At 64.1% G+C, this 20,533-nt stretch carries 1 protein-coding gene (running past one end of the window); it reads right to left on the bottom strand.

Annotated elements, in window-relative coordinates; translation table 11 throughout:
• Positions 1-20,533: the 3' portion of an alpha/beta hydrolase gene (locus AB0L63_RS25880; RefSeq protein WP_364505539.1), read on the bottom strand. It continues 5,282 nt past the right edge of the window; the window shows 20,533 of its 25,815 coding nt (coding positions 5,283-25,815); its start codon lies beyond the right edge, outside the window; its stop codon occupies positions 1-3.

Below are 20,533 nucleotides of genomic sequence, written 5' to 3' on the forward strand. Positions count from 1 at the left end.
CTAAGTAGAGGTGGTGCGTGGCTTCGGGCCGATGTTTCGCACAGTGTGTGGGCGGCGTGGGTTGTCGAAGTCCTCATAGAGCTCGATGACCGTGTCCGGGAATCGATGCAGGAATGCGGCAATGATCATGTTGTGGACTTTGTCGAATTGCGGGTGATCGATCTGCGCATTCTTGTGGTATATGAAAGCGCGGGTAAATACGCCGTCTTTCTGGCTATAGGCCATATAGCATGAAACCGCTACCCCCTCTGCCTCGAATTCGATCTCCCTGGGATAACCAAACGTTTCCCGCAGTTTATGGTGGGACATCCCCCGAGCCTCGACTGCGCGTAGCACCAGGGAATCCGGTCCGCTCGCCGCAAGAATTCCCGGCACATATCCGGACACGATTTCTCGAGATATTCCGCCCCGGGAAAACTTGATTTCTTCGACAACCATGGTGCCGGATATCTCTGGCTCCGAATCCGGTTGGTCCGCAGCGGTTCTCGAATTGCTGTCGTCGTCGCTGCCGGGAGCTGCTGCGGCTGCTGGCTTTTCGGCATCGTCGCCGGGATTGCCCTGCATCGATTGTGCGACTGGGCGATCCGCGTCCGGGACATCGATTGTCTCGGGGAGCCGCGCTGGCGCGGCGGAATCCGCCTCAGGCGCTGTGGGTGTGTGTGTTGGCGAGGACCCGATCAGGTTATCGACGAATGGCACAGCGATCGTGACGTTGTGCGGGGCGCGCCGCTGGACGGCGTCCCTGACATCGTGGATGAATGCCTGCGTCTCGGGGTGTCCCCGGCCGTGTAGGTAACGGCCGAAATCGTGCTCTCCGGCCAGCAGGTCTCCTACGGTCGATATGAATTGTCGGACTGCTCGATCCTCGCTCGACAATGCATCGGCGCTTCGGTCCGTCCGCGCTCGGAGGGCCCGGTGGAGTAGATCGGGTGCGGAATCGGATGGTGCCGCAAGCATTTCCGCCGCGATCGTCGCGAACCACTGCCCGATCCGTTCCTCGGCTGATGTCGCGTCGTCGAAACTCGCCTGTATCTCGCGGGCCGTGCCGAGCAGGTAGGGCTCGACAACGATGTTCAGGAAGTTCTCGTCGAACGTCCGGGAGGCGAGATGGTCTGCATAGAGAGTATCGGCGGCATATCGTGTGAACAGGTATAGCGGTGATTGTCGCCCGAGCGAACGGCACTGCGGGAAATGCGGTCCGAACACTCCACCGCGCGGGATCTGGTTCCAGTCCGCATACTGGGTGGACGTCAGCAGGGGCGGCGCCAGCCATTCGTGTTCCGCGGGAATCAGCGGTCTGGCCGCCACCAACATGAGGTAGGCGTATTGCGGGATCTCGTCGAGGGACAGGTCGCGGGCAATCCGGGCGATGACGTTCGACAATCCATCCGCCGTCATGGTCTGAAACTTCCAGACAGGGAAAAGCACTCCGGGCAGCTTCTGCCGATCCTGCACGATCATCAGTGCGCCCGGCTCCGAATTCGGCAGGCCGAGTTGCGCCGCTGCCTCCAGGGAGGCCGCAGTGAGCGCGCCGAGCGCGCTGAACCGAGCGCTCCGTTCTGCCAACCAGGAGAGCTCCCAGGCTCGCTGTTCCGGACTCTCGATCCAGGCCCGGCCCAGCAGCTCGCCAGGCGCGGGCCCCGGCAGATACTCGAGGTAGTCGAAGCCGTGGCGGAGCAACTCCGCTCTGAGCGCGGCAGAATCCGGTCGGTTGCCCAGGACTCCTTGCCCGGTTTCGTCCGGGGCGCTGGTGCCACTCGCGGTCGGCCCGTCGGTAGATGATCCGGGGTTCGGTTCATCCGGAATAGTCTGAGGGGGGTCGCTGACCGGGGGCGGTGTGGCGGCGTCAGGGGTTTCGGGTTGCGTGTCGGCAGCCGGCGGTTCGAGGTTCCAGAATCGGTTGTCCTCGCCGTTGTTCTGGTGGTGGAATCCGAGGAGTTGGTTATTGAGGTTTCGCCGTTTGTTCGCCGCGCCGCCGTGCGGGGTTTGGGGGAAGTGCGGGTCGACGGGGTTGGGGTCGATGTGGTGGAAGAGTTCGATCCCAGGAGGCAATGGGTTGGACGGCAGTCCACCAGCGGGGCGGCGGTCGGTCGTGCCTTCCGCGCCGGGGTTGTCTGGTTGGGTTCGGGTCTCGTCGGTTGCGTCGTCCTGATGCTGAGGTGCCGCGGTCCCGCCGAGGATGCGCTCGCGCAGCTGCTCTGCCGGTGGCAGCGCGATCCCCAGCCGTTTCGCTACTTCGCCGAGCGGGTGTCCGTCGACGAAATGGAGCATTGCGAGCTCCAATGGGCCGGAGCGTTGTCGGTTACTGGGCGCGGGCTGGTTGTCGATGGCCGCCTCGAGATCTGCCATGGCGGCTTGATGTTCTGCCAGGACGGTTTCGGCGATGGCGAGTAGTCGTTGTGCGGTGTCATGGGTTTCGGCGAGTGGTTGTTCATGGGCGGCGCGGGCGTAGACCTTTATTGCGAGGTCTCGTGCGATTCGTGGGTTGCCGAGCTCGGCCATGAGTCGGTGGTAGACCTGGCTGTCTTCCACAGGGGATGCGGGCTCGTCGGCAACGTCCGCAGGACCGGCGTTTCGCGCTACGTCATCGCGTTCCGCGATCGAGCGCCGTGCGATGTCCTGATCGTGGTGCGGATCCGGCGCGCTGTTCGGCGATTCGAATGACGGACCGGTTTGGTCGGGTGTGGTTGCATCGGCATTATTCGAGGTCCACCAGATCAGGTCTCGCACGCGGCCCGATCCGGTTGCTGGGGGGCGGTGTGCGGCGCGCTCGGCCTCTGCGGCGCGGCCGGCGGATACCAGGGCGATGTTGTTCAACGAGGTGGTCGGTACCCGAGTCGAGAGATCGGCGAAGGAGTAGTAGCCGCCATGGATCTCTTTGACGTTGAAGGAACGTCGCGGCTGCGCGCCGGTGAGTCGGACCGCGCCCCATCGTCGGCCCGCGGGGTCGGCCCCGTGGCTGAAGCCGAAATACCGCTCGTCCGATTCCTCCCCGATGTCGCCGCCGACCTTCGACACTGGATCGCGGTCGTCGGCCACTACGTACACATTTTCGGCACCGATACCGAATTCTTCGGCATGTTCCATTGGTAAGCCTGGTGAGCCGGTGATGACGATCTGGTCGATATGATCGGCGAGTTGGCCGTTCTGCCCCGCGAAGCCGAGTGTGGTGGAGCCGTAACTGTGGGCGGCCACCGTGCGCAATCGCTGTGGTGCGGCGCCGGTTAGTTCGGTCCATGCCTCGCGGGTCGCGTTGTAGGCCGCGATATCCGCGGCCACGATATGTGCGCCTTGTTCGGCGAACTCCGATGACCACAATTCCTCGAGCGAGTTCGGATGGTGGTAGCCGATATCGATAATGGTCACCGCGGTGACATCCGGTGCGTGCCGCGCCGATACTTCGAACTGGGCGATACCGGATTTCGCGCGGAGCGGCAGTTTCTGCAAGGTGGTTCCGACGCCGCCGATATTTCGGGTGACCTGCTCACCTTCGTCCGCGTCACCGATGGCCACCGTGCATCGGCCGTCGCCGTCGTATGCGGTCGCGTCGTAAGCGATCAGTTGTATTACGGGAGAACCGATATCGCGCACTTCCCGCTCGATGGCCGCGAGTTGTTGGCGAGTTCGAACCAGATTGGTGAGGTGCCGGGTCTCGGCGGGGGTCAGCACGCGGCTGCGCCCCACCTGCCGCAGCTGCGCCAGGAAGCCTTTCGGGTCATCGGGTTTGCGTTTCAGGAATTCCCCGATGTCGAGAATGATGGAACGCCGGTTCGCGACGTCGCGTTCGGCATACAAGACACCGTCGGTATTACCGATGACGTGCGGATGCACCGCGATCATCGCGGCGCGCTCGACATCGCTGAGCGCATGCCACCCGCGTGCGACTTGTTTTGCGCGCGTGGCCGATTGCTCGGGATCTACCAAGGCGGTGAGCGACGCCAGTGAGGCACCCGGCTCCAGATAGTCCAGCAGTTTGGCCAACGCGCCCTCGGCCAAGCGGATCTGTTCATCCGTGGCTTCAAGCTCGACCGGCGCGGAGCGGGTTTCGCGCTCCTGGATCTCTTGTTCGATCGCGTCGAGGTCTTCCTCGGTCGGCGCGGTCGCGGGTGACTGATCGGTGGATCCGAAAACGTTGCCGACGATGCGGGTCCACGCGGCCCGTGCGCGGTCAGCGGCTGGGCGGTGAGTCGGCGTCTCCGGTTCGGCTGTTTTCCCGGAGAGTTCCGTTGTGCTTGTCTCGGTTTCGGGTGAGGCCGGGGCAGTGCTCGGTTGCGCGCGGTGCAGTTGTTTCGGCTTGTCCCATGGCACGCGGTCACCCGGGATCTCGTCGTTGTCGATATGGCCGAGAAGTTGGTCCGGCAGGCGTCTGGCGCGGGTCGGCCCAGCGGCGCGGTGGCGCTCTGGGGCGAAGGGGTTGTGTCCGGGGTGCTGGAAGGGCATCTCGGCGGGGGGCTCGTCGATTGTGGTTCCGCCGGTCGGGGGTGCGGGATCGGGCAGTGCGGGGGCCTCGCTGGTTGGATCGACCGAGGTTTGTGTATCGGCGGCACTCTCCGGATGTCCGGTCGCCTCGAGCCACTTCTGATAACTCCGAACCGGCGCGAGCCATTCCACTGCGTAATCGGTGGAATCGCTGGCCGTAATAATTCCCAAGTTGTTTCCGGTAAGAATTGTCGACCGCAGGTGTAACGAGTACGAGTACTGGTCGAGATAACCGGAGTAACGATCATGTTCCGGCCAGGCGATTGCGCTACTGCTGCGCCTCGGATCGTCGGCCTGCAAATTGAAGAATACCCGCAATATTTCGTTTTCGGGAAGATCTCCGTACTGTTCGAGTACCGCTTCGTATCGGGCGCGCTGCTGGTCCGACATCAATTCGGTGCGCAAATTGAAAGGTGCCCATGCGGGGTCGGTCGTGCTGTTTGTAAGCACAATGACGTCGGAGTAGTTTTGACGGTCTCTCCACTCTGTCAGTGTCATTGGCCGTGTCGGTTCGAATGAAGGGTCGATGACCATTGTGACCAACTGGCCGTCTGTGTCGAGCATATCGATTGTGGCGGCTACGTGGTTTCCAAAAGAATCGTAAAAAGGATTGTGATACTCACCCGGCGCTGGAAGTGTCCACTCGTCGGTGGCCATCTGCTCGTCGGTGGTCTTCGCACTGACGACGATAACTTCTACCGGACCGATGTTCCGTCCGGCAAAGCGTGCTCCTTCGAATTCGACCATGCGGTCTTCGAGGTTTGAAATTCCGACCCCTGCCCTGAGGCGGTCTGAAAAGGAAGCCGTGATCTGTCTGTCCTTCTTCATGACTTCACCGGTGCGATATGCCAACTCCAGTCCGTCCGCCGAAAGATCCGGCACGAATGATCGTGCGATCCCCAAGGCATTCCGATCCACTCCGATTCTCAGCAATTCAGCGAGGATGGCTTCCGCCTTCTTGGTGCATGCCGTATTGATGTCGAACGGTAGGGGGAGTTGGGCGGCATGAACGGTCAGCGACCGCACTTCATCCGGACCGTAAGGCGCATGCGAAACCGGCTCCGCACCGGCCGGTGTCGGTGTGGCCGTTGTCGCATCGGTGCTATCGTCCGTGCCCATAGATGCATCGAGGTGCTCGGAATCGGCTCTGCGGTAGTCCAATTGGCCGATCAGATCCCCGCCGCGAGTAACCCCCTGCGATGCTTCTGTCGAGATGTCCGTTGGCGCTGTTCGACGCAGCGCGAGCACTGTCTGCGCGAGCAATTCGGGAAAGCGAGGGTGATCCACCAGCGAGGTAAACGCTCGGCCGCGCATCATCATCGGATCCTGGAAATCCGACTGCGGCCGCAGACCTTTGGCGACCGCGTCGCGGAGATGCGTTACCAGCTGGGCAGCATTGTGCAATGGTTGGAGATCGGGCAGGCGAGCGGCGCTCGCCGCGAAGGTATCGCTCGCTATTCGGAGTAGTTCAAAAGCGGTTGCAGCTTCGCGAGTTCGGGTCAGGTAGTAGCTCGTAACGGTGACGACATTCGGCAGGAATGATGCCGCAGCTGCGGCGAAGGCCCGGTCTGATTCCGTTCGCGTCGGATCGAAGGCGTCCGATTCCGAACGCAGTGCGCCGATTGCGCGGGCGACGTCGGCGTCGAATCCGCGGACCAGTCCCGTCCGCAGGTAGCCGTCGATATACTCGGACCAATCCGTCCCATCGTGCTCTCGTACTTCTTCAAAGTGTTTTGCCAGCCCGTTGATTGCCTTGATTGCGGCGTTGGTGGGTCCGCGGTGCTCGTCTTCCGGCCTGGTTTTCCTGGGGAACCCTCCATCCTCGGACCAGGGCATCGTTTCGACAGCGGTAGTCATGTTGTCGACCATGCGTCCGAGGTGCGACGGAAGAGAGTCCAGGAAATTCAGTTCGCTTTCCGGCTTGCTGAATGGCTTGGGTATGTCCTCGGGTGCTTTCAAGCGCAGCGCGCCGGCGAGGTCGAATACCGCGTTCGCGGCGGCCGACAAGGCTCGAACAGCCGGCAGGCGAGTCTCGAGATCCCGGGCTAGGTCGAACAGCGTCGCGTAGTCGGGGATGTTTCCCTTACGGGTACTGGCCTGGATCCGGTGGCACTGTTCCCGTATCAGGACATTGAGCAATCGCGCTGCGGCTACCGCGGCTTCGACCGACGGTGGCGCACCGTGACGGAAGGCGTCGAGATGCGCGGTGAGTTCGGCGGTCGTGTCGGCGATCAGCTGCTGCGCGTCTTCGTCGGACAAGGTCGTGGCCCAGTCGTGCAGCGTGCGATAGGCGACGAGTGTGTCCGGGTTTCGCGGGCGAGGGGAGGCCGTCGATGCCGCGGCATCAGTCGACTGATTCGGTTCCGAGCGCGTCGCATCGGCTGCGGAAGGATTGCCGCTCCAGGGCGTGGACCCGCTGGACTTGCGGGGTTCGCTGCTCCACGGTGTTTTCCGCGCCGGACGTGCCGATTCCGTTGCGCCCGCCGCCACATCGGTATCGATCGGCAACGATTCGGCGGACACGGTGTGCTGAGGTGCGACCGCCTTCGTATCCGGTTGGTCCGCAGGAGTTCTCGGTTCGGCATCGGCGGTGTTCGTGCTTGCTTGGTTATTCGGTGTCTTGTCCGAAATGTCGGGTGATATCCGAACCTCGGTCGCGGGATGCTCGGGCTCGGCGCTGTCGGTCGCGGGTCGGGCACCATCGGGTCGTGGATCAGGCAGCGCACGTTCGGGATTCGCGCGCGCTTGGCTGTCCCCGGCCGCATTGCTCGCGTTTTCCGCTGGTTGGCGGCGTGTGCGCGGCTGCCTCGGTTCGTCCCGCCCGGGGCCGTCGCCACCGAAACGGTTGATTACCCAGGGGGTGCCTTCGTCTCTGTGCCCGCCCGCCGTATCGACCGCGCCGTCGACGAAGTCGATCCCTCTGCCTTCGACGCGAGGCGGCCTGGCGCCACGGCGGGGCATCGAATCCGGTTCATCCGCACCGGTTCTCGTGGGGATCGCGCCGGTCGGAGTACTGGCCTGTGGTGCCGGTTGTGCATCGGAATTCCGTGCTACGGATGGAGCGGATGCGGCCGGCCCCGGGGCGGTCGGGGTGAGGCCGCGTCGTTCGGCCTCGGCGTCGGCTTGCGCCTTGATACTGCGGTAGACGAGCGCCTCGCCCTCGGTCGGCGTCAGGGTGTCGACCTCAGCGGCCACCACCGACTCCGCTTCCGCCTCGATCGGATCGAGAGCCCCGTCCTTCTGGCGGATGCCGTATGAGCTGAATTGCTGCGCCATCCATGGCCGCAGCACTCGGTTTTCTCTGGAGCCGTAGGCTTTCTCGACGTAATCACCGACGACGTCATACGCACCCGGCGCATCGGTGGGCAGGAGCCTGCGGACCTGATGGGCCAATTCGTGGATGGCCAGGCAGAAGTACACGCGATCGAGATCATTGCGCAGCCGTCCGGAAGCCAATTGCACTACCGCATCGGCGTGTTTTTGTGCCGGTGCGGTCACCCACAATTCGGTAAATTCGATGGTGTTATCGAGCTGTCTGCCGAACTCGTCGATGTCCCCCGGGACGAAGCTGATCTCCTTTAAGTCCTCGAGTATCGGGAACCGGGCGAACATGTGCCGTATGGCCGCAATGAACTGACCGGCGATGTCTGCGGTGATGCCCGGGTTGTCGAGACCGATGAGATCGATGCCGAGGTCGGCTCGCACCGCCGCGACCATCGCCATCTTGGCCTGTTGTTCCGCCGGTGTCACCGGCTGGTATTCGGCCGCGAGTTTCTCTCGCTCACGGTACTTTTCGGTTCGCTGCTGTGGCGCGATCTCGGTCAATAGGTTGTGCAGGACCCGCCCCCCGACCGAGGCGCTGTTCGGGTCGTTCTCCACGGCTGCGAAGGCTCCGGCCACGGCTGTGGCGGAGTCGAGTTGTCCGTTGTCGTTGAGTCCATACTTGCGAAATTCGCTGTCCCGCCAGGCATATGCTTGTTTCGGAGACCACAGAGTCGGCCCCTCATGGCTGTGCTCATGGTGGTCGATAAGCATCGACTTGGCCTTCCGCGACGCGTAAAGCCAACTCGCGTTATCAAGTGCAAAGCCGAATTCACGTCGGACCAACCCGAGTATCGGCTGGTCGACCGCCCCTACGGCGAGGCCATCCTGCACCATCGCGGCCCAATTCGCCTCCGGGGAGGTGGCGAAGATGTCGGACACAGTAACCGACCGCGTGAACGGATACCTCGTATCGGTTCCCGCGACATGGTCGCTCATGGCGAACCGTCGCCCACCCGAGATGGGCCCGATCCCGATCTGGTGTAGTTGGACGTACGGGTACTTCGTCAACAGCTGGTGTATCGCTCGGGCGAAATCACGAACGACTTCCACTGCCACACCAGGTAAGTCGAATCCGAACATGCGGACCGCGTGTCTGCGCCACATCTCCGCGGCAACCTCCGTGCCCGATGCACAGGATGCGAACGGATCCGGTATGGAACGATCGATGGCACTCGCCGACACCACGAAATCGCGGACTGCGCGCGCGAAATGCCGATGCTGTTCGTGCAGTTCCTCGGGGTAGTCGGGATCGTCGAACGGCAGTCGCTGTTCCGGGGTGGCGGTACGCCAATGGTGTTGGAGCCGCCCGTTGTGGATTCTGCTGCTGAGGTGCTCGACGAATTCGTCACTCGAGATATCGGTGCCCGAACTCATCGCGTCGAGAACGACAGGCAGTGCGATCTCGGCCAGGTGCAGGTACTCCGACAGCACGTCGTCCGGTAGCGTGTGGAAATCCGTGGTGGCCAAGGGGACTCGATCGCTGCCGGCATGGGCGGCCTGCCAGGCCTGATCGGCGGTGGTATCGAGGACGGTGTCATATCCAGCGGTTGAACTGGGTTGCTCGGCAGCTCGAACGTTGTACAGCTGAGCGGCCAGCCCGACGACAAGCGAACGCGCGGAGTGCGCGAGTGCGTCACTGTTCGACTCGACGGGATCGAACCCTGCGGCTTCGGAATCGCTTGCAGTCGAACCGGTTCCATGCTCGTGAACAGGTTCGGGGTTGGAAGAGATGGTGCCTTCTGGATTCGGCAGCGCACGTTCGGGATTTGCGCGCGCATCGTTGTCCCCGGCGGTATTGCTCGCGTTTTCCGTTGGTTCGCGGCGTGTGCGCGGCTGCCTCGGTTCGTCCCGCACGGGGCCGTCGCCACCGAAACGGTTGAGTACCCAGGGGCCGGCGCCTTCGTCTCTGTGCCCGCCCGCCGTATCGACCGCGCCGTCGACGAAGTCGATCCCTCTGCCTTCGACGCGGGGTGGCCTGGCACCACGGCGGGGCATCGAATCCGGTTTATCCGCACCGGTTCCCGCGACGCTCGCGCCGGTCGGAGTACTGGGCGGGCGTGGTGTGGGAGGGTTGCTGGTCGACGCGGGCGGGGTATTGGCCGCGGTTAGCGTCGGTGTGTGCGGCGCCGGTTCTGGCTGTGCCGGATCGGTTGTGCTGACAGGGGCGGGCGGGCGGGCCGCCGGTGCCGAGTTGACGGGCGGGGTCTCGTAGGTGGTGCCGCTCTGTTCCGGCTCGTGCCGAACCGTCGATTCTGTCGGCTGCTCCTCCCCGGTAGCCCACGGGGGGTGCCCCGAATCGTCGTAGGAGGTGAACCAGCGGATCCCGGCCGCGTCCAGCAGGTCGAAGACCCGTGGGTTCGACGGAATGCGATGGAACACGAAATAGGTGACTTCGGGAGCCGTCATACCGTTGTGAATTTGCGCATGGACGAGGGCGTAGCGGCGGAACCGCCCCGCCGCATAATCGCGATTGATGCCTTCGAGACCGAAATAGCCGTACTCGCCGTGGCCACTCGGTGTGGCTCCGAAGGACTCGGGCTGCGGATCAGTGATCGGGCTTGGTGTGACGTCGGTCAGCGTCGGGCTGCCGACACACGCTGTCGTTCGGGCGGCCACTGACGGATGAGCTACGCCGTCGACGTCGCCATACTCGGCAACGGTAGTGAGCTCGGCCTCGCTGCGCCAGTCGACCCCACGTGGGCGAATGCGTGCGTGGATCGGTCGCAGTTCCGCTGGGCGATCTCGTGTGGATCCGTAGAGCTCCGCCTCGAGCTCCGCCCTTGCCTCTACCGCAACCTGCGCCAGCAGGCTCCGCCCGGAGACTTCGAATAGGTTTTTGAATCTGCCACTCGTGAGAACTTTCTCGAGATTCTCCGAGGTGAGGCGAATGACGATGTCGCCATCGAATGCTTTGTTTTTCAGTTCTTCGGTCATCAGCACATCGAGCTGTTCCGACGTGATCCCCAATTCCGCCGCGAGCGTTTCAGCACGGCGTGCATTGCGGACATAGCGCTCGGCATAAGCACGATCGCCGTCGTTGGTGATCAGCCCCTCTGCGGACGCTCGGAGGTCCCTGCTCGGAGCACCGTTTCGCTCCGCATCGAGAATCCGCTGGAACAACTCGATTGCCTCAGCGCTCGGCTTCTCCCGGAACTTTGGAGCCCCGGTGCTGGCCGATGGCTCGGCATCGGTCGCCGCCGCCGCTGCTGTTGTCTCTTCGGAGCTGTCTGCGGCTGCGGTGGTTTCACCGCTCGCGTGCTGATCGCGATCGCCCCGTTCCCGCCCCTCCGGGGTGTCGTAGTAGAACACGGCAGGGTCGAGCCCATCGGGTCCGAACACGCCTGAGGTTCGACGGCGAGGCGTCCGGACGTGCCCATCGAGTACGGCCGGATCGAGTCCGCTGGTGTAGGACTCCACCGGCCCGGGAGGGAGGCCGGGTCCCGGACGGCCGCCCCCGGGGGGCGATCCACTGCCACCCGCCGACGGCGGTCGAGGCTTGCGTCGCCGCTTGATACGTTCGATCCACCCCTGTGTGGCATTGGGGTCGTTCAGGTTCGCCGACCCGTCGAGGAGCATGCGGCCGATCCGTTTTCCGAGACGCGCCATATCGGAATCCGTCATACCTCGGAAGGCTCCACCGATCGCATCAGATGCGATCTCGACCCCGTTCGGCGCCGAAACTCGCCAGCCTCCGTCGCCGTCGGCTTCGAACGCGACCTTGAAGGTCCATGCGGGTGTCTTGATGAAGGCAGTACTGAACTGTGCCGATTCGAGGTCCCGCAGCCGATCGACTGTCGCGTCGGTAGGTAGCACGACCTGGCGGGTCTTCAGCCGATAGGCGACCTCCGCCGGATGCGGCGCCTTGAACGAATTCGGATCGGCCGCATAGGTTCTCGCGGCGGGCTTGACGAATTCGGGTGCCAACTCGCCATTGCCTGTGAAGCATTCCGGAGGAAGCTGACGCAGCCACTCGTCGAAACCGAGACCGTTGAGGAACTCCAGGCCTTGTTTCGCGAGCAGATCCGGACGCGTGCGGTACAGGATGTACTCGCGCAACATTTCGGCCGCCGCTTCACTGTCAGTCGGGCGACGGTGTGCCCCCTCCGCGACGTCGCGTGAGATCGGTTTGTACGGAGGTGTGCCGTCTCGATGCAGCACATAGACGATTTCGTATCTGTCGTCCGACAGGACGCCGGCGAGGTCCGGATGCTCCAATTTCAGCTCACTCACGGCATCCATGTGTTGCCCCGCCGCCGCCGCGACAAACAGCAGTACCGGGCCTGATGGCTGCGGTAACTCGGCCACCCGGGGGGTGCGTCGCACGCCGTCGGGATACGCGCGCAATATCTCATCAATCACATGGCGAGCCAGTTCGGTCGCTTCCTCCTCCGACAACTCCTGCGGCGACGGGCCGTCGACAGCCGGGTGTCCGTCTTTCGCGTCAACTGCGGCAAGTTCCGGCCACGGCCGATACGTGTGGAGGTTGTCGTGGGCGTATTGTGCTACATCCCGGGCGATCTCGGCTTTCTCGAGTCCGACGCGGTCTATGTACTTGCGGACCGCGGCAACCCCGGCCTGCCGAGCAGTGGCGTTGTCCTTGCCCGCCTTTTCGGCCTTCGTGTAGGCGTCGGCGAAGACGCGCTCCATGGGGCTGACCGGTACGAAGCGACCCGCGTCGCGCAGCATCCGGAACGCCTCGATCTCCGTCACATATCGGACGCTGGCCCGCTCCCGCAGCTCCGGAGTGTCTTTGCGCTGTGACGGTGCTGGCGGTGCTTCCGCGGTGACCAACGAAAGTCCATGTGCGGCAAGCCATTCATTGTGATGGAAGGTGGCGAAGTCTTGCCCGTCGATGCGTGGCCCGAACTCGGTGAACTGCGCGTACAGCGCCCGGCGCGCCGCCTGATATGCCGCGGCGTCGTACATCGCGGCGGTGACCTGAGGATTGTTCTCGTATGTCTTTCGCGCAACTTGGAGGGCCTGCTCGAAAGCATCGAAGTAGAGTTGCCAGAACGGGTTCGCTTCGTTCGGGTTGGGTTCGGCGTTGGATTGGCGCAGTCGCTCGAACTCGAAGGCCCGCGCATAGGCCTCGGCATGTCGATCCTGCATCACCCGGACGTACTCGTCGCTCGCCATGGCGAACAGATCGAGCGGATCTCCCGCCGCCGGGCGCGCCGCGATCAGCTGGGCCTCTATGGCCAGCTTCATCGCGTTGATCTGCGGCGGCAAGCCGTAGTAGAGGACAACAGTGTTCGATGCGGCGTGATAGCCAGCGGCAGGTCCCCACTCGATCGTTCTACCCGGCGCCCACGTCATGTGGGCTGCCCACTCGGTGCTGAACTGGATGCGCACACCATGGCGCTGCAATATGTTCAGCGTTTCGCGGCCGATGTCGTTGGTTTCCAATATCTGTTTCACCTGGTCGAGAGCGGACGCCGCCGCCTCGGTGAGGGCCGTCGATGTCCACGGTGCATCCGACGGCTGCGTTGCCTTCTCCGGTCGCCGCTGATCCGCGGGCCACTCCTCCTCCCGACGCGCCTCCTTATAGGAGGTGAACAGGTCACCCGACTCGGTGATATAGACCCGCACTCGGTTGGTCTGGACGTTCGGCAGCTCCGGGCCGGCGCGGCGGGCCGCGCGTATCTGTATGTTGCGGTCGGCGTGCGTTTCCAGCACGACGATGGAGTCGCCGAGGACGGCAACGTGGTCGGTGACCCAATGGCCGCCGGTGGCAACCACTTCGGCGTCCATCATGTCGTGACCGACGATCGTGGAGATCTCCCGAGCAACCCAGTAGAACTCTTCGTGGGCGCGCGAATGCTGTGCCGTCAGATCGGCCAGCACCGTCAATTCGAACGGTGACTCCGCCCACGGGTCGTTTGGTCGATCGGACTGTCGCCGCTCGAGTTCACCTTTTTGTAGCTGCTTGAGGTTATCCTTCCGAGACCAGGCCGGATTCAGGTAGGGCACCCGGTGGCCCAGCATCTGGTACGTGTGTTGTAGGCGCTCTAGCGCTCGGTCCCAATCGTCCTCGATCCGGTGCAGCGTGCGATGGGCTGCCGCGTGCGCACGCACCAGCCGATCCACCTGCCGCGCTGACTCGGGCGACGCCGGAATATAGTCGCTCAACCCACTTGGGGGTTGTGTTTGTTGCAGTCTGTCCCAATACCGACCGCTGCCTTCACGATCGCCGTCGAACTGTTCGCTCGACAATAGCTCCGCTATACCGGCGGCCCGCCCGATCCGCCGCAACTGCTGGCCGTCGAGATCCGAATCCTGTTGTCGCGCTTGTGTCACCGCGGCGTCGTAGGCGGCCAAGTACGCCGACTCGTGCTCGCGCACGACCATGTTCTCCAGCGATACCGGCGGCAGATCGTAACCCTGCGCGGCCAATTCGCGGTGGAACTCTGCTTGTTTACCCCTCGCCGCGGCTGCGGCCCGTCGCACCGACTCGACATACTCGGTGCGGTCGCTGTCCCGAACCCAGGCCGTCTGTGACTCGAACTGGCCCGCCTCCGCCGCCGCGACCAGCGCCGCTGCCTCGACGACCGCGCTCGCCGCCGCTAGCGTGCCGCCCTGCGTGTCGATGGTGCTGTGGGCCGTGCTGGCGTTCAACGAATTGTCGTAGTTCCCACACTGGACCGAAGCGCCGACAGTACGCAGCACAGCCATGGCCTCGCGCCCGGTCTCGGTGCGCCCCAACAATTCCTCGATGGGGCCTGCGGCCGGATCCGGCGGATGGCTCAACCAAGGTTCCGGGGTGCGTACTTCTGGTTCGGCACTCGCTTCCGGTTGGTGCGACACGCCCCCCGGCGGATCAGCTGCCGGATTCCCCTCGGCCGCAGAATGATTCGGTGTGTGCGGCTCTTCGCCGTCGGGGTTGTTGTTGCCAGGCTTGCCCAGGATTGGGTGCTGTCGTTGTTCTCGGACCGGGCCGTCGATGTCCGGCTTGGGTTTGGGATGGATGCGGCCGGTGGCGTCTTTGGTGAATTCGAGGCCGAAGGCGTCCTGGATTTCGCCGAAGGCTGCGCGCATTTCGGGTAGGGATTGTTCCCATTCGGTGCGGGTTCGGATCCGTGGTGTGCGGGTGGCGCGGGGTTCTGGGCCCGGTTCGCTGGTGGCGGGTTCGGGGATGAGGGTGTCGAAGATGAGGGTTTTGCCATCGATCTTGGTGACCAGGTAGCCGTGAGCGCTGGTGCCGTTGTCGATGACGACGACGATGGAGTCGATATCGTCGTCGTTTTCGACGGTGTCGATGACATCCGCAAGGGGGTCGGGGGTGGTTGCTGAAATCGGAAGTCTGGTGAGGTGTGCGTGGAGGCTGTCTTCGAGTTGATCCCAGGTGTTGGCGTTTTCGTGGGGGATGGTCGCGTCGTCGTAGCCGACGGCCCAGGTGGCGCGCACGGTTTGGACGAGGCATTTACGGATGTGTTCGGGTATCTCAACGGGCAGCTCCGTCAGCCGCGGCGAACCCGGCTCGAGCTCGGCCATGGAAAGCCCGCGTTCGGTAGCGATGGCGGTCAGATTCGCCGTGGCAGTGTCCAGCTCGGCCCGGCGCAGAGCCGGATCCGATTCGTCGACCGGCGCGTCGGGCTCGGGGGCCGGGTTGCCACGGCTGCCCAGGTTGGCATCCTGCGTGTTCGGTGCGCTGCCGGTATCCCGCATCTCGAAGTGAACGATGGCGCCCCCGGCACGCCCGGAGTTCATGACCCTATCCGCCACCGACTCCAGCACGCGCCTGTGTTCGGCCGTCAGCCACGGCTCACTGGACTGGTCGAGACCGTGCACCGCCGCCCGCAGCGTACCGTCGTCGAGCAGGCGCCACCACACCATGGCGTGACCGTTGGCCACTGCGTCCTGCAGCGACATCTCGAGCATCCGTACAGCGTGTGCCCGCCTGGCAGGATCCGACCACTCATGACGGTCCAGATATTCCTCGAGCGCGCGCTGCTCGGTGGAGGCGGCGTCGGCCGAGCCGAGATGGTGTGCCGTGTGATACTCCACCGCCAGATAAACCGGGATCAGGTCGTAATACTGCTGCTCCGCATCGAGATCGAAGTAACCCGACAACTGCTTGGTTTGTGCGGTCTCCTCGTTGCGCTCGAGCCACCTCTCATGAACCGTGTTCGCCGGATCGTGGAACCCGGATCGCGCGACTTTCTCAGAAGCCGGGAAGCCGTTCTCGTCCACCAGATCAATCAGGTCCATCGAGTCGAGACTGGCGATGTCGGTTCCCGTACGGACCGTGTCGGCCACGGCGTCGACAGCGATTTCTGCCGTCTCGGCGCTTTCGGCCTGCCGGTCCTCGGGCAAGTCGCTGCTGGCGTACTTGACAATGTTGACCTGCCAGCCACCGTCTGCCCAGCGCACATGTCCGGGGCCGTCGAAACGGTGACGCTCCCACCATGCCTCGTTCGCTAGTTTCTTCCAACTATCCACAACAGCACTCTTGCGGCGCTTGTCCCGCCAATCCTCGTGCATCCCGGCCCCCACGTATGCGATGGCGCGGCGCCGATACTTCTCGTCATCGGACTCCAACTCGGCACCCGGTTTGTTGAGCACCCAGTGCGCGTCGATCTTGCGCCTTTTGAACAAGCGGTGATCGACCGCGGGACGCAGCTCTTGGAATGCTGCCGAATTACCCTGCTTGGCCTGCTGCAACACCGGGTCTGCATTGGTCTCCATTGCGGGGCGATCCTCAGCCAGCTGTGGCGGCTCGGACGACTGCTCCGGCGGTCGGGTTGCGGTTGTACCTTGGTTGCTGGCGGAACGTTCGGCTTCGGGGATATCGGGGGCGGATTGGGGAGCCGGTGGTGTAGCGGAATGGTTCCCGTCGACATCGGCAGGCCCGGTCGTCCCGAAGTCGAACCAAATCGTCTTGCCCCCAGCGCGTTCCAGGTTGACGCCCCATGTCTTGGCAAGCTGACCCACCATCTCCCGGAAGAAGCGGCCATGGGTACCGGGCAATAACTCGCCCAAATCGAACGCATCGGCTTCCTCGGCGGTGAATGCGTCGGTATCGCTGTCTTGTTGTGGCCGTTGTGGCCGTGGCAAATGCTGGCTGTTGTCGCCGATCTCCACCCGCCCGTTTCGCCAAGCCCGTAACTGTGCATCCGAGTCGGGCACGTGTCGAGCAACGTTCTGCACTGCGTCCGAAACCACGGAGACCACATCATCGACCTGCTCGTCCGGCAAACCGGCTTGCCGCAGCAGGGTGCGGACCGCCCGCCGCGCTTCTGCGGCACCACGCTCGACGGCACCTGGGGCGAAGGTCAAGTTGACATCCGGATCGGGCATCGCCTGCGACGGATCGTGGTCCCCCGCCGCCTCGAAGAGCTTGAACCACACCGTCTTTCCCGCACCGTGCGGCAATTCGTAGCCCGACGCCTCTGTCTTCTCGATCATCGAGTCGATGGCAGGCCACCCAGGTTCGCCGCCCTGGGAGCGAGTAGGCATGTCGCTGTTGCCGTCTGCCACCTCGACCAACGCCCACCGATTGCCCGGTTCCCCATGAACCGACGCAGACACCCGCGGATCGCGATCTCTCTCGGGATCGAAATCAGGTCGGGTGAGGGCCTGCTGGACCAATGCCGCCGCGATGGCTGCGGCGGTATCGACCTGTTCGGCATGCGGCCAATTTCGCAGCGCGGTGCGAACGGCTCGGTCGGCTGCGGCCTGCGCTTTCGACCCGGCCAGCTGCTGGGGTTGGTCGGCATCGAGAATCGGTTCGGCCGGTTCGACCGCGCCGTCATTCGGCCGACTGTGGTGCTCCGGTAGCGCACTGGCGGCGGATGTGGGTTGTGCGGCGGGATCGTTGGAAAACGTCACATCGACGATGAGGTGTTCCCCGACGGGGCCGGTCAAGTGGTTGACGGTCACCTCGGTGAACCCCATGTCACCGGCCATCTTGCCGGTGAACGTCCGGCGTGCCGCATCCTCGGGGGAAAGCCACAGATCCTGTCTGTACGCGTTGAAGGTCTCGAAATTGTCGGAGAAACTGTCGTCCACCGACCATGGCTCACGGATCGCGCGCACGTGAGATCCGATCTTGGCCATCAAGTCTCGGAACATCTGTTGGCCCGAGGGGGTGCCCTCCGCGACACAGATCTGGAATCGGAGGACACCCTCCTGATTCACCCATCCGTGGACGCCGTCGTTCTCGCCGGCGCGGTAAGTGTTCGAGTACATGGCGATTGCGACATCAGCGTGGCGAGCCAGGTATTCAGCGGGTGTTTCGGACGCGCGAACGGGTTCCTGGGGGAAGTAACGGTCGCCCCACACCTCACGTGCCTCGGCGCGGGCCGATTGTGGCGCTCCTCGCGAGTTCGACACCTCGTTGGGATACAGCTTCGCCAAGGTCGACCATTCGTTTTCGTGCAACGGTCCGTCGATGGTGTGGGGCCGATCGAAGTCCAATGCCATAGCCGCGCGGGTCGGCCGGTCGGGAATACCGTCGGGAAAGTGCTCGGGGAACCTGTCGGAGTCGTTTCGGCCGAGCAGTCTGCCCAAAGCCTGTTCCGCCTCGACCCGATCCGCCGCCTCCACCGGCGAAAACACCAGTGCACGCGTCTGCTCCGTAGCACCCGACCCTGGTACGAATTCGTGAATCATGCCGTCGTCGGTATTCGGATCGCGCACCTCGACGACTCTGCGGCCGTCGTAGACGAGCGTTCTGGCGCGGTCCACACCATCGATACGGTCCAGCACCACCGCGGTCTGACCGGGGAGTCCATCCCGCATCAGCTGCTCGGCGATCTGGTCGGCCGAACCGAGGTCGCGCAACTGGGCGCTCGGTTTGTTGAGTGCCGCGTGTGCTTCCTTGGACAGCGCGCTCAGATCCCGCGGCGGTTCGGCTCGACCGCCGCCGCCTTCGCCGCCGTAGCCGCTCGCAGAACCGGTCAATGGCCCATCCGGTCGTTCGGCGCGCGGATCCGGTGTCATCGGACGCTCTTGCGGCGCAGGGTTTTCCGGGCCGAACCGGTTGAATATCCAGGGGGCTTCGCCTGAACGCCGTTGCCTGAACCGGCCGTCGATCGCGCCAGCGGGGTCGTGGAACTGCACCACCGGGCCGGGGGGTGGTTCGCCGAGCCTCAGATCGCCGCCAGTTCTCTTGCCCGACGCGGGGGGAGGCTCGACTGCAGTCGCTGATGATTCGGAAGTCTCTGTGGCCGAATCCTGCTCCGGTGGCGTCGGGTGCCCGCTGCCCGTCGCATCACCATCGAGGAAGGGCGTAAGTTCGTACTCGATCCACACCTTTTTGCCCGGCTGTCCGAGTGGCGCCAGATCGACGCCGTATGCTGCCGCCTCGTCCATGACGAGCCGGAAGCCGCGCCCGTGCTCGCCTGTGCTGCGGTGACGCATATCCGACTGGTCGGAGCTGTCGGGTTCCGGTATGGCGATGGGGCCGGATTCCCAATCCTCCTCATCGAATGCGGCCAGGAATCGGTCCTGTTCGGCCTGGTCGATCACAGGTGACGGCGCCACCTCGTCGGCCGCATCGCTCCGGCTTTCCTGCCGCATGGTCGGCAACCCTCGAGAGGTGTCGGCCACCCCGATTCGCACCCGGCCGTTGCGCACCTCGATCGTCAGATCGGCTCCGCCCTCGTCCGCGTGCAGCGCCGCGTTGCCGAGGAATTCCGATACCGCGACTGCCGCGGCGTCGATCTGCTGCGGAGCCAGTCGAGTATGGTGCTGGAGGAATTCGACGACCTGATGTCGCGCCGCCTGTATTTGCGATTCGATCTGCCCGCGCTCGAATGCCAATGTGAAAGCTGGCTTCTTTTGTGGTGCATCGGCTTGCCCGGCGGGCGGGGCGACGTCGAACCATCGCTTCCGCTTTCCGTTTGCATCCAGCTGGTAGCCCCAGCGCTGCGACAGGTCGAGCAGTTCGCTGACCTCACCCGACTCGGTCGGCTCTGCCTCCGCCGCATCACGGACCGGCGGTTCCTGACTCCGGTCGACCACTGCGATGCGCAATCTCGTCGCACTGCGCCTTACCGAGACGGTCGCCGCACCTTCCGCGGACCGCAACAGTGCGTCGAGCATTTCTTCGGCTGCCGCGATATCCGTTTCGTCGGTGAGCAATTCGCGAATCGCACTGGAAGCCGCAGCAGCGGGTCCAGCGGGGGCTGCGGTCGGAGTGGGCTCGGCGTCGGGAGCGGGGTCTGCGGGCTCAGCGGACCGAGCGGTTGGAGTGGGCTCAGCGGCCGGAGCGACGAACGGTTCGGCTCCCAGGAATCGTGCGGCGGCGTCGACGAGATGTCGGACCTCCAATGGCGCATCCACGCGTACAGCCAGTTGCCGCAGCTCGTGAAGCGGGTCGTCGCTGGGCGCCGCGCGCCACCCGGGAGCCAGCTCCTCCTGCCCCAGATACCCGGGCAGATCTGCTTCCAACTGGCGCGTGTCGCTGTCCAACCGTGCCAACTCTTCAGCGGTGGCCCCGTCGCTCATCGCGCGCTGGGCGCGGTACTCACGGTCCAACGCTCGGCCGAGCCAGCCGGGAAGTTGCCCGGCTTGGACCAGATCCCAGTCCTCGTCGCCGAGCAGACGCAACTCCATTTGCAGCTGATCGATGACCTGCTGCACTGCTCCCCGAAGCGCCAATACTTCCGGTTCTACCCCAAGCGCTCTGGCGAGATCCGCACGTGCACGGTCACTTTCGCTGCGCTCGCTTCGACGGTTGTCCGCGCCCGTCGACTGTTGCGAGCCGAAGCGCTGCTGTTGCGGGTCG

The sequence above is a fragment of the Nocardia sp. NPDC051990 genome, from assembly GCF_040680755.1.
In the GTDB taxonomy this organism is placed as follows: domain Bacteria; phylum Actinomycetota; class Actinomycetes; order Mycobacteriales; family Mycobacteriaceae; genus Nocardia.